The following is a 12903-nucleotide window of genomic DNA, read 5'->3' on the forward strand; positions in this document are numbered from 1 at the left end:
TCGTTGTGGCTACTGTACCCGGCATGTCGCTGTGCGAGCTCCTTCTTCTCGGTTGCCGCTGCGGGGCCTGAATCGACCGGCACCCCGCAGCGGGTGTCGAGACGTGCCGGTCACCAGTTGGCCGACTGAAAGTGATTCCGTCTCATGGCTACACCCCACACCCAGGCTTTCGCCACGCTGCGCACCCCCTCGGGACCCGTTCCCGAGGACGCTCCCGCGTGGAACCCCCAGCGGCCGAGCGCGATGCCGCACGAGCGGTACCGGCCCGCGCACGACCGGGTCGCGCTGCCGCTGAGGGACCGGACCTGGCCGTCGCGCCGACTGGAGCGAGCCCCCCTGTGGGTGCCGGTCGACCTGCGCGACGGCAACCAGGCGCTGGCCGAGCCCATGGACACCGAGCGCAAGCGCCGGATGTTCGACCTGATGGTCACCATGGGCTACAAGGAGATCGAGGTCGGCTACCCCTCCGCCAGCCAGACCGACTTCGACTTCGTACGCCACCTGGCTACCAGCGGCGCCGTGCCCGAGGACGTGACCATCTCCGTCTTCACTGCCGCCCGCAACGACCTGATCGACCGCACCATCGCCTCCATCGAGGGACTCCCCCGCACCGTCGTGCACCTCTACACCGCCACCGCGCCGGCATGGCGCGACGTGGTCCTCGGCCGCTCCCGCAACGAGCTCCACGGGATGATCCTGGACGCCGCCGGCTATCTGATGCGGCGCGCCGAGGAGCGGTCGGGAGCCGACATCCGGTTCGAGTTCTCCCCCGAGGTCTTCAACCTCACCGAACCGGACTACGTCCTGGAGGTCTGCAACAGCGTCACCGAGCTGTGGGACGCCTCCGCGGACCGGCCGGTGATCCACAACCTCCCGGCCACCGTGGAGATCGCCACCCCCAACGTGTACGCGGACCAGATCGAGTACATGGACCGCCACCTGGCACGGCGCGACGCGGTGATCCTCTCCGTGCACCCCCACAACGACCGGGGCACCGGCGTCGCTTGTGCCGAACTCGCCGTGCTGGCAGGGGCGCAGCGGGTGGAGGGCTGCCTGTTCGGCAACGGCGAGCGCACCGGAAACGTCGATCTCGTCACGCTGGCGCTGAACCTGTACGCACAGGGCGTGAACCCCATGGTCGACTTCTCCGACATCGACGCCGTGCGCGAGGTGGTGGAGCACTGCAACCGGCTACCCGTCCACCCACGCCACCCCTACGTCGGCGAGCTCGTCCACACGGCCTTCTCCGGGACCCACCAGGACGCCATCTCCAAGGGCATGGCCCACCACACGAAGCGGGCGGCAGAGCTGGGCGTCCCGGCCGAGCAGGCGCCCTGGGAGGTTCCGTACCTGCCGATCGATCCGGGTGACATCGGGCGTACGTATGAGGAGGTCATCCGCATCAACTCCCAGTCCGGCAAGGGCGGCATCGCCCACCTGCTCCACACCCACCACGGCCTGGACCTGCCCAAGGGGATGCGCCCGGACTTCTCCGGCGCGGTGCAGGGGGCCACCGACGCGAGTGGGCAGGAACTCTCGCACAAGGACCTGTGGGACCTCTTCCGCACGCACTACATCGCCCCGGCCCAGGACGGTCCGTTCCTCCTGAACTCGTGGAGCACCACCGAGACCGGGCCCGGTGAGCACCGGTTCAGCTGCGTCCTGACCGCGAACGGCCGGGAACGCTCCTATGAGGGCACCGGGAACGGCCCGCTGTCCGCCTTCACCCAGGTCCTCGGGAGCGCCGGAGTCACCGTAGACATCCTCAACTACGCCGAGCACGCCACCAGCGTGGGGCCCGGCAGTCCCGCCGTCGCGTACGCCGAGTGCCGAGTGGACGGGGTCACGATGTGGGGCGCCGGCTGGGACACCTCCATTCTCGCCGCGTCGGTGCAGGCCGTGCTCGCCGCCGTCAACCGGGCCGGACGGGCCCAACGGTGACCGACTCCCGCATGTCCACCACTCCCCCCGTCCTGTGCGTGGAGAGCGTCGACCTCGTCCGCGACGGCAATCACCTCCTCCACGACGTCTCCGTGACCGTACGGCCCGGCGAGCACTGGGCGTTACTCGGGGCCAACGGCGCCGGCAAGAGCACCCTCCTCGGCCTCCTCGGCGCGCTCACCCACCCTACGCGAGGGACCGTCGAAGTCCTGGGTCACCGTCTTGGCCGGATCGACATGCGTCAACTCCGGTCATACGTGGGACATGTGGACCCGCGCCACGCACTGCGCACACCGTTGCGGGTCCACGACGTCGTACTGACCGGGCTGACCAACACCGTCGAACGCGTGCCGCGCTGGCAACCGACGCCCGAGCAGGCCGCCTCGGCCGATCGCCTCATCGACCTGCTCGGTCTCGGCGAACGGCGCGCCGCGCGCTGGCCCACCCTGTCCCAGGGCGAGCGGGGAAGGGCCCTGATCGCCCGCGCACTCATGCCACGTCCCCGGCTGCTGTTGCTGGATGAACCCGCGACCGGCCTGGACGTCGCTGGGCGGGAACAGCTCATCGAACGGACCGGCACACTCCAGCACACCCATCCCGAGCTGTCGTCGGTGCTGGTCACCCACCACCTGGAGGAGCTACCTCCCGGCACGACGCACGCCATGCTGCTGCGGGACGGCCGCTGCCTGGCCTCCGGGCCGGCGGCCGAGGTGTTGACCGGTGATCAGGTCAGCAAGTGCTTCGACCACCCGATCCACCTCGACCGCACCGACGGCCGGTGGAGTGTGCGAGCCCGCCGCCCGTCCATGCCGTAACCCGGCCGACGGCGGGGTTGCCGGTGGGCGCGCCGACCCAGCGCGTCCCACCGGCGACACCTGTTTGGCGAGTTGGTGCGTGACAGCATGTGGGCATGCTCTCCTGGTCAGGGGCATGACTGACCGCTCGGTACTGGCTGGCGCATCCGCAGTTCACTGGCATCTCGGCAGCTCATCTACCAGCATCGTCGGCGGCCGAGTTGGCACGGACGTGACTCGTCGCAGTCGAAGGCCGACGGTGGCAGCTCACCGTCACGTCGCAGACCTCCGGGCTTGGCTGGTGACCGGTCGCGCCCGGCCGGTCCCCCACTCCGGAAACAACCGAACGGCGCCTGCGCAACACCGTGCGCGAGGCCGTACGCAACGACAGGCGTGGCACGGGGCCTCGGCCGCCCGTTCTCCGCTAGGGGCAGGCCAGTAACAAAAGGAGCCGCGTCGCGCAGCTGCTTCGCGCCGGCGCTCCTGGTGCGGGGTTGAACGCCCCATGGGTCTTGCGCGGCCGGTGGTTGAGCTCGTGGGCGAGGGGGGTCAGTCTGCCTTCCTGCTCGCGTGCGCGGGCAGGAAGAACATCAGGGCCCACATCGTGGCGAGGATGGCGCCGATCCACCAGAGAACGCCGGTGAACGCGGCGCGGTTGACCGCGCTGTCGGGCGAACCGTCTGTGGCGGAGAAGAAGACGAGGGCGGACAGCGCGGTACCCAGGGCCATGCCCAGATGCATTGCGGTGTTGAACAGGCCTGAGGCGGACCCGGCGTTCTCGTGTGGGACCTTGGCGAGCGACATGTCGGCGAGCGGGCCGCCGACCATGCCGAGACCGAAGCCGAGCAGCGCGGCCGGGACGGTCATCGCGAGGAGGGACAGGTGGGCCTGGTAGTTGCTGGCCTGGATCCCGTGGGCCGCGATTGAGGCGAGGGCGAGCAGGATTCCGGTCTGAGGCAGACGGCGTGCGAAGCGACCGGCTGTCTTCATCGCCACTGTCGCACCGGCCAGCTCACCGAGAGCGAGCAGCGCGAAGGCCGTGGCGGCCATCAGCGGACTCATACCCAGGCCGCGCTGGAGGTAGAGCGTCCAGGTCATGAAGAACAGACCGCACAGCAGGCCGAGCACCAGTTGCACGGACAGGCCGCCGGAGAACTGCCCGCATCGAAAGAGGGGCAGGGCCAGGAGCGGGGAGTGGTCCTGCCTGCGCTGCTGGTGGCGCACGAAGACCCCGAGGACGAGGAGACCTGCGGGGAGCATGGCCAAGCACCAGAGCGGCCAGTGGTGGGCGTGCCCCTCGGTGAGCGGGAAGATGATCAAGACAATGGCCAGTGCGGACAGCAGCATGCCGTTCAGGTCGAGCCGGTCGGCCTTCGGCGCGGTCGACTCGGGGATGAACCTGCGGCCGAGGACGATCACGGCGAGGCCGATGGGTACGTTGATCAGGAAGATCGGCCGCCAGGACAGTCCGAACAGGTCGGCTTCGGTGAGCGCGCCGCCCAGGACCGGTCCCAGGACGTTGGCGAGCGGAAGGACGGCTCCGTATAGGCCGAACGCCTTGCTGCGATTGTGCCCGTCGAACGTGACGTGGAGGGTGGCCAGGACCTGCGGGAGCATCAGGGCGACACCGGCGCCCTGAAGCCCGCGGGCGGCGATCAGTATGCCAGGGCTGGTGGCGGTGCCGCACAGCAGCGAGGACAGGGTGAACACGAGGGTGCCGATGAGGAGGACCCTGCGTCGGCCGTGGATGTCGCCGAGCCGTCCGCCGGTGATCAGACCGACGGCGACGGCCAGTGAATAGCCGACGGTCAGCCACCGCACCGCAGCCGGTCCGGCGCCGGTCGACTCCTGAATCACGGGCAGGGCGGTGAGGACGACGGACTGGTCGAGGATGTCCATGAGCTCGGCGACCAGGAGCACCATGAGAGCGATCCAGGCGCCCCGGGCCGCCATCGGCGACCGGCCGGATATGGTCCGGACCGGGGATGAGGTGGTGTGCTGCGGCTCGTCGCCGAGCGCGGGGAAAGACACGACGGGAAACTCCTGATTCAGGGAATCGGGGAACCCTGCCGCCGGCCGCGCCGGGGCCGCTCAGGACGCAACCCGGGGCAGACGGCAGAGCTGCACCCGGGTAGGACAGGAAACGCGGGGGTGGGTGACGCAACTCAGGCCGACGCGACGTCCGCCCCCGGACACGTTCGACTCAGAACGTAGGGGAACGCGGACCGCTACACAGCCTGGGGAATACGAAGTCACCTCAAGATCGACACAGAAGGAACTGGAGTCCGGTCACTGCCGCTGAAGCTCGGGCAGGACCCAGACCAGGGTACGGGAACACCGACCGTGGCGAACCTTGACCCGCCACCCTCCGATCCCCGAAGCCACCGATTCCGGACCCGCACCCAAGAAGCCTGTCCGCGGACAAGCCCTGTTGCCATGGGAGACGCCGGCCTCGGCAGCGACGGTGGCGATCGGAGGAGTGCGGCAGCATTCGACGAGCCATCGGCGACCATCGACGGCTGAAGGGGCTTCGCGTGCGTCACCGGAGTACCTCCGTTCTCCGGCCAGCCGCGATCACTGTGCGAAGGGGGAACGCGACGAGTAGCGCCCCAGCGACCAGGAGTCCGCTCGACCACAGCGGCCCGCTGTCTCCGACCGGGGTGCTGAGGGTCACCGCGGCGATGACTGGTCCGACGGCGGCGCCGACGTGCCGGCCAGCCGATCATGAGCAGCGGAGCGGTGACTGCGATGACCGGTGTGCGATTCTTGCAGGAGGTGGCGTACGCCAGGTCAACGCACGCTCGGTCCCAGCAAACATGTGGCCCGCCCGGTCCGGTGGGAGTCATGGCGATTGAGTGGTAGCGGCGGTTCTGCTGTCGGCGGATTCGCTGGACGGCACATCGCGGCCTGTCAGGATGACCGTATGGGGAAGAACTCGGCAGTGCGTCGACTCGACTTGGGGTACTTCATCCGGCCTGCTTCAGAGACAGGTGGCCCGCACCCGCGCGTTGAATCCGTACTTGGCTACCTGGTGCAGCACAACCGGGGACTGATCCTCTTCGACACCGGCATCGGCCTCGGCGACGTTGAGACCGAGGCCCACTACCGGCCCCGACGCCGTGGACTGCAGGAGGCCTTATCGGCAGCCGGAGTGTCCCTCACCGACATCTCTCTGGTCGTGAACTGCCACCTTCACTTCGACCACTGCGGCGGGAATCCCCTGCTGGGCGGCAAGCCGATCCTGGTCCAGGAAGTCGAGCTGGCCACCGCCCGACGGGGCAACTACACCATCGATGAACTCGTCGACTTCCCCGGTGTCACCTACGAGGAACTCGCTGGTGAGATGGAGGTCTGGCCGGGCGTCTGGATCATCCCGACACCCGGGCATACCCCAGGACACCAGTCGCTGGTCCTCCGGCAAAGCGACGGCACCGTGATCCTCGCCGGCCAGGCACACGACTTCGCCTCTCACTTCGCATCGGACCACCTGGCCCGCCAGGCCGCACTTAATGGCGCGGAACCACCCCTTCCCGACCGTGCGCCGTGGTTGGGGCGGCTTGCCGACTTCGACCCACGACGGGTGCTCTTCGCCCACGACTGCTCGATCTGGGAACCCGCACACAGCAACGACTATTAACCGCCCCAGCGGCCCCGCACCGCATCGTCCGCCCGCTGTAGAGGCTCCGCCCTGGCACTCATGGCGAAATCGATCCGGGACCCCGGGTTCGGGTGGGCCACGACCAGCGCGACGGCCGACTCGGGGAGCCCGGCCCGCTGAAGAGCGTCACGAGGCGGACGGTCACCGTCCCCCTCGAAGGCGAGCAGGCGCAGCAGCAGCGGCGTCGGCAGCGCCGAATTTCGCGCCACTCCGTCCAGTGCGGATGCGTGGAACGCCACCATGATGCCCCTACCCCCCTGTGTCTTCCCCGATCGGTGCGCGCCCATGATCTCGTATGCCATGCACGACATCTGTCGACCACCGTTGCACCTGTCCAAGAAGAGCGCGGCTTGGTGCAACCGAACCGCGTCCGGCGAACCGCCTCTCAACATTGCTTGGCTCTGGGTGGAGTTCACGCCCTTCCTGGAGCCCGGGGGACATGCCTCGGTACGGCGCCTCCGCCCTCCACACGCGTCCCTGCACCCCGCCGCCGTTCCCACGGCGGCGGGGTGCACGGTTCACGGTCCTGCCGACGAGCTCCCTGTCCACGGACGAGCGGTTTCAGCCTCGGATCCCCCGCGTAACGGGGCGCGTGCCCGCTCCCCGTCCGAAGGCCCCCGGACGCCGGTCACTTGGCCAGGAAGGCCAGGAGGGCCTCGGTGACTTCCCGGGCGTGGGTCCACAGCAGGCCGTGGGGCGCGCCGTCGATGACGACGTAGTCGGCCTGCGGGAGCGCCTCGTGGAAGAGGGCGCCGGTGGCCTCGATGGGCAGGATGCGGTCGGCCGTGCCGTGCAGGATCAGCGCCGGGACGTCGATTTTGGGCAGGTCGGCACGGAAATCAGTCGACCAGGTCGCCACGCACGCCAGGGAGGCGTACGCGGAGGCTCCTGCGGCGACGTTCCAGCTGTTGCGAACGGCTTCCTCGCTGATGCGGGTGCCGAGGTTCTCGTCGAGGTTGTAGAAGTCCTCGTAGAACGCGGTGAAGTAGGCGTAGCGATCGGCGGTGACGGCACCTTCGATCTCCCTGAAGACAGCACCGTCGACACCGCCGGGATTGTCGTCGGTCTTGAGGAGGAAGGGTTCGAGGGAGGCGAGGAAGGCGGCCTTGGCTACCCGGGCGGAGCCGTAGGTGCCCAGGTAGCGACCGACCTCGCCGGTTCCCATGGAGAAGCCGACCAGGACGACGTCGTCGAGGTCGAGGGTTTCGAGGACCGTGTTCAGGTCGGCGGCGAAGGTGTCGTAGTCGTAGCCGGTGGTGGGTTGGCTGGAGCGGCCGAAACCGCGCCGGTCGTACGTGATCACGCGATAGCCGGCCGACAGCAGAGCGGCGGACTGCTTCTCCCAGGAGTGGCCGTCGAGCGGGTAGCCGTGGATCAGCACTACCGGCTGCCCGGTGCCGTGGTCCTCGTAGTACAGCTCGATGCTGGTCGAGTTCTCCTGGCCAACGGTGATGAACGCCATGGTGTTACTGCCTTTCCATGAGAAGTGCGGTGGGTGGTGAAGTGCCCGGGTCCCGGGTCGGGTGATGCGGTGGATGGTGCGTGCCCGGGTGGGCTCGGTGGTGAGGTGCCCGGCTGGGCCTGGCTCGGGGGTCCCCGGAGCGGCGACGGGGGCCGTCCTGTCGTTCAGCGGACCGTGCGGGCGGCACGCTCCACGATGCGGGCAACGGCGTCGGGGCGGGACACCGGCACCGCGTGCGACGCGTCGATGACCGTCGTGCGAGCCCCGGCGCGGGCGGACATATAACGCTGGGCGGCCACAGGGATGTTGAGGTCCTCCGTGGTCACCAGGGACCAGGAGGGGATCGTCTTCCAGGCGGCCTTCGTCGACTTCTCCTCCAGCGCGGCGGCGGCGATCGGCCGCTGTCCTGCCGCCATGAGCCTGGCCTTGTCCGTCGGCACGTCGGCGGCGAACTGGCCGCGGAACTTCTCCGCCTTGATGTACACGTCTGCGCCCTGACCGCCATCGGGCAGTGTGTAGTTGACGGACTCGATCGCCTGGCCGAGGGTGCTGCCGGGGAACTTGTTCGTCAGCCCGAGCGAGCTCTCGCCGGTGTCGGGCAGGAACGCGGCGATGTAGACCAGTGCCTTCACCTTGCCCTCCAGGCCCGCGGCGGCCTGGCTGATGACGGTACCCCCGTAGGAATGGCCGACCAGGACCACGGGCCCGTCGATGTGGTCGATGACGCTGCGCAGGTAGGCGGCATCGGTCGCCGGACCGCGCAGCGGGTTGGCGGCGGACACCACGGGGTAGCCCGCACGCTGCAGCCGCGTGACGACACCGTCCCAGCTCGCGGAGTCGGCGAACGCCCCGTGCTCCAGCACGATCGTCGGTCGTTCCGGGCGGAGGGACGCCGCACCGGCCGCACCGGGCAGGGTGACGGCGGCCACGGACAGCCCTACGGCCGCTGTGACACCGAGCAGGGCGGATCTGCGGTTGACAAGGGTGGTGCGCATGCGTGAATGTCCTTTTTTCTTGGCCGTCGGCCCTGACCGGGCCCGGCGAAAGGCGGTGCGTTCGAGAGACGAACCACCGAGTGTTCTTGTAGGCAGCTGAGTTGCAGTGTCCGGACCGCGCCGACTGGTTGGCGCTGATCGGAGGGAGGTGAGCGACGCATCGCAGCGGCAAGAAGAGCAGCTGTGCGGCTACGGCCCCCGACTGTGCCTGGAGCACCACCGACCTCGGCCGACGGGGTGGAGTGGCCTACGTCCTGTCCTACGACGGCAGGACCGGTTCGGTTCACCCCGAGAACGTTGCTGTTCGTTCGCGGGCGTCGCATGAGGGTGTGGAGCGGCGATGTCCGGCCGCCTCCCGATGCGATCGAGCCTCTGGTCGCGGGCAGGACGCGGTTCTCGGAGCGGCCTCCAGCGCGGACCGGGCGGACCGGGGCCCTCAGTCCGTGCTCAGCCCGTGGAGTCCAGGACTTCGTAGACCTGCCTCATGTAGCTGTGGGTGCGCTCAGAGCCGAGCAGGCCGTCGCCCAGCCGGTTCATCGTGTACGAGAACGTGACGCGCCGGTCGAGGTCCATCATGACGATCGATCCGCCCCGGCCGACCCAGAAGCACACCCTCCCGGTGGGCATGTGCGGCATCGTCCTCGTGTCGGCGAGCGCGAAGCCGATGCCCCAGCGCACGGGAACACCCAGGAACAGGTCGACTCCGTCGGCCTGCACGTCGAGGACCTTGTCCACCGTTTCCTCCGAGAGGAGCCGGCGGCCGTTCACCTGGCCGCGTCGTGAGATCACGGAGAGGGCACGGGCCATACCGCGTGCGTTGCCGTGTCCGTTGACGGCTCCGAGTTCGGCACGGCGCCACCGTGGGGTGTCGACGTGCTCGTCCCGGGCGGGGCTGCCGAGCAGCGTCTTGGTGAAGATCCCTTCGGGATCCAGGCCGGCGGGTATCCCGGAGAGCTGCGGCGGGGCGACCAGTTCGGCGATACGCGGCCAGTCGGCCTGCCGTGCACCTATCTGGACGTCGGCCTGTGTCGGCTTGGCGATCTCGGTGTCGACGAACTCGGTCAGGGTCCGGCCGCTGACCCGCCGGACCAGCTCTCCTATGAGCTGCCCGTGCGTCTGCACGTGGTAGCCCGAGGCACTGCCCGGCTCCCACCAGGGCGCCTGCGCGGCCAGTCGGGCGCTCGCGGTCGGCCAGTCGTACAGGTCGTCCATGGTGAAGGGCTGCTGCCAGCCTGAGAGCCCCGAGGTGTGCGCCAGGACATGCCGCACCTCGATGTCCTGCTTGCCCTGGGCAGCGAATTCGGGCCAGTAGTGCGCGACCGGACGGTGAAGATCGAGTGCGCCACGGTCGACGAGGACGAGGGCCGCCAGACTGCTGAGGGTCTTGGTGGTCGACCACAGGTTGACCACCGTGTCCTGGCGCCACGGAACCGTCCGCGCGGCGTCGGTATGCCCGCCCCACAGATCGACTTCCATGACCCCGTCGACGTCGACGGCGATCGACGCCCCCAGCTCCTCGCCGGACTCCAGGTGCGCTGCCAGCGCCGCTCGGACCGGTTCGAACCGTGCGGTGCTCGTTCCTTCGACAGTACCCATAATTTTCCCCACTCGTGACGACGACCGTTCGGTCACACAACGGCGGGGACCTCACGTCGGTTCACATCGCGTTCCGGATGGACATGCCGGTTTCCGGGCCAGGGGGTCGCAGCTCAACAGCGGGGGGGCGTCGCCCGCCGCGTCGCTCCATGGCACGGCGAAGCCGTGGCGACGGGTGAGCGGCCCCTACCGGCCAAGCCAACAACCCCCTCGGTGCGCGGCAGGGAGCCGCACGACGCCGCATGAAGCCACACAGAGCCACACCGAGCCATGCACAGCCATACAGAGCCGCACTGCGGCGCACTGCGCCGCCTGCGCCGTCATCGCGCGAATGGGCTCCTGCTAATCTCCTGTCCGGTATGCGGGCAACGGACGACGGGGTCCTCGCCGCTCCGGACACCCGCACCGGCCACCCCCGTCTCGGCGGACAGCTCGCCGCGGCGAAGGTCGCGGGGTGTCCGGGTGGGCCGGTGCCCGTTTTCCGTTACCGCCGGAGCGGTCGCGCACATGTCCGCGGGCCATGGTCATGGGTGTGCCCCCGATGGTGGCGCCGTCGAGCGGGATTCCGGGTGGAGGCGATGACAGCTGTGGGGCAGGGGCTCGACTTCGGGCTGCTGGGTCCGCTGGTGGTACGGCGGGCGGGCGCGGTACTCGATCCGGGGCGGCGCAGGCAGCGGCTGCTGCTGATCCGCCTGCTGCTCGCCGACGGCCGGGCGGTCGCGCCCCAGACGCTGTGCGAGGAACTGTGGCCGCAGCAGCCGGGACGGGCTCCGGGCGGAGCGATGAACTCCCTGCACGCCCACGTCAGCAAGCTGCGCGCGGTCCTGGAACCCCAGCACCTGCGTCGGCACGGCACCTTCGAACTGCTGGTCACCGAGCCTCTGGGCTACGCCCTGCGGGTGCCGCCCGAAAGCCGTGACACCGTACGCTTCGAGCGGTCCCTTGCCCAGGCGCGCCTGTTCATGGAACAGGGCCGACCCGAACGCGTCGTCGAAGAGGCCCAAAACGCGCTGGAGTTGTGGCGTGGCACCGCGTTCGCCGACGCCGCGCACCATCTGTTTGCCATCCATGAGACAGCCCGCCTGGAAGAACTGCGGCAGACCGCACGCGAGATCCGCACCACCGCCCTGCTCATGCTAGGACGGACCACCGAAGCCCTGGACGCGGCACAGGAGCTGACCACGGCACATCCGCTGCGGGAAACGGGCTGGGCCCTGCTGCTGCGCGCCCTGTACCTCGCCGGCCGGCACCCCGAAGCGCTGCAGCGCTACACCGAACTGCGCCGGCACCTCGCCGACGAACTCGGCCTCGAACCCGGTCCGCCCCTGCGCGCCCTGCACCAGGGCATCCTCCACCACGACCTGCCGCCCCTTCACTCAGCCGGTGAGCTGAACGGATTCGGCGCGGCAGCCGCCCCCGGCAGGGGCACCGAGCCGGGCCGCGATCCGATCGGGTCGGCCAGGCCCGAGGCGCCGGACGAGGGCGAGGCAGCGGCGCCCGCCGACCCGGCCACCGCCGCCGCAGCCGACACGGCCGGCCGGTCCGAAGCTCGTCGCGCCCCGGCCGCGGAGGAGGAAACCACGCCGTCGTCCCCGGCACGTCCGGCTCAACTGCCCGGCAGCCTCCCGGTGTTCGCGGGACGGACCGCCGAGGGTGCGTGGCTGTCGGCCGTGAGCGGTGCACCGGACCGGCCCGGACCGACGGCTGCCTCCGTCGTCGTCATCAGCGGTACTCCCGGTGTCGGCAAGACCACCTTCGCCGTCCACCACGCCCACCGCATCGCCTCGTCATTCCCCGACGGACAGCTTTTCGTCAACCTGTGCGGATTCCACCCCCACGCACCCGCCGTGGACCCCGGCACCGCTCTGCACGGCTTCCTCACCGCCCTCGGTGTTCCCGCGCAGCGCATCCCGGAAGACACCCCCGCCCGCAGCACGCTCTTCCGCAGTCTCCTCGCCGACCGGCGGATCCTTCTGGTCCTGGACAACGCCCGTGACGAGCAGCAAGTACGCCCCCTGCTGCCGGCAGGAGCGGGCTGCCTCACCCTGATCACGAGCCGCAACCAGCTTCCTGGCCTGATCGCCACCGACGGCGCCAAACCCCTCACGCTTGCTGTGCCCTCACAGACCGAGGCCCACCAAGCCCTCGAACAACGTCTGGGAAGCGAGAGACTGGCCGCCGAGCCCACCGCCACAACCGAGATCATCCGCCTGTGCGGACGGCTCCCCCTGGCCATGGCCGTGGTCGCAGCCCGCGCCGAACTCGACCCGTCCTTCCCCCTTGAAGCCATAGTCGACGACCTGCGGCACACCCACGGCGACCTCGACGCGTTCACCGGCTTCGACAGCAGCACCGACGTACGTACCGTCTTCTCCTGGTCCTACCAGTTGCTGGACGAGCACGCCGCCCGGCTCTTCCGCTTCCTGGCCCTGCACCCCGGCCCCCACATCACAGCCC

The 12903-nt window shown here is 69.5% G+C and carries 9 protein-coding genes; 4 read left to right on the forward strand and 5 right to left on the reverse strand.

Annotated elements, in window-relative coordinates:
- Window positions 1-144: 144 nt before the first annotated feature.
- Together leuA and ACJA3G_RS01175 are read left to right on the forward strand one after the other, a co-directional pair.
- Window positions 145-1941, forward strand: a complete 1797-nt coding sequence (leuA, locus tag ACJA3G_RS01170) for a 2-isopropylmalate synthase (protein WP_406550939.1) — start codon at window positions 145-147, stop codon at window positions 1939-1941.
- An 11-nt stretch (window positions 1942-1952) separates the two neighbouring features.
- Entirely contained in the window at window positions 1953-2756 is an 804-nt protein-coding gene (locus ACJA3G_RS01175; RefSeq protein WP_406550940.1) for an ABC transporter ATP-binding protein, read from the forward strand.
- Window positions 2757-3284: 528 nt separating this feature from the next.
- Here the strand turns inward: ACJA3G_RS01175 and ACJA3G_RS01180 are convergent.
- A complete protein-coding gene (locus ACJA3G_RS01180) occupies window positions 3285-4766 on the reverse strand; it encodes an MFS transporter (protein ID WP_406550941.1) in 1482 nt (493 codons plus the stop codon).
- Window positions 4767-5658: 892 nt separating this feature from the next.
- On the opposite strand from ACJA3G_RS01180, the gene ACJA3G_RS01185 reads away from it, so the two are divergent.
- Window positions 5659-6372, forward strand: coding sequence for an N-acyl homoserine lactonase family protein (locus ACJA3G_RS01185; protein ID WP_406550942.1), 714 nt, complete (start codon window positions 5659-5661; stop codon window positions 6370-6372).
- Here ACJA3G_RS01185 and ACJA3G_RS01190 read toward each other — a convergent pair.
- The 4 genes from ACJA3G_RS01190 to ACJA3G_RS01205 form a co-directional block, all read right to left on the reverse strand.
- Window positions 6369-6602 carry a hypothetical protein gene (locus ACJA3G_RS01190; protein ID WP_406550943.1) on the reverse strand — a complete coding sequence of 78 codons (234 nt, stop codon included), beginning with the start codon at window positions 6600-6602 and terminating at the stop codon, window positions 6369-6371. The two genes, ACJA3G_RS01185 and ACJA3G_RS01190, sit on opposite strands and share 4 nt — an antisense overlap.
- 419 nt (window positions 6603-7021) lie before the next feature.
- The gene (locus tag ACJA3G_RS01195; protein ID WP_406550944.1) at window positions 7022-7855 is read right to left on the reverse strand and encodes an alpha/beta fold hydrolase; all 834 of its coding nucleotides are present in this window, start codon (window positions 7853-7855) and stop codon (window positions 7022-7024) included.
- Between the two features lie 164 nt (window positions 7856-8019).
- Window positions 8020-8850, reverse strand: a complete 831-nt coding sequence (locus tag ACJA3G_RS01200) for an alpha/beta fold hydrolase (protein ID WP_406550945.1) — start codon at window positions 8848-8850, stop codon at window positions 8020-8022.
- A gap of 447 nt (window positions 8851-9297) precedes the next feature.
- The gene (locus ACJA3G_RS01205) at window positions 9298-10446 is read right to left on the reverse strand and encodes a serine hydrolase domain-containing protein (RefSeq protein WP_406550946.1); all 1149 of its coding nucleotides are present in this window, start codon (window positions 10444-10446) and stop codon (window positions 9298-9300) included.
- 578 nt (window positions 10447-11024) lie between these two features.
- Between ACJA3G_RS01205 and ACJA3G_RS01210 the strand changes: the two genes are divergently transcribed.
- A partial coding sequence (locus tag ACJA3G_RS01210; protein ID WP_406550947.1) for a BTAD domain-containing putative transcriptional regulator occupies window positions 11025-12903 on the forward strand: 1879 nt, incomplete at its 3' end.

The sequence above is a fragment of the Streptomyces sp. YS-3 genome (assembly GCF_045257485.1).
Classification (GTDB): Bacteria; Actinomycetota; Actinomycetes; order Streptomycetales; family Streptomycetaceae; genus Streptomyces.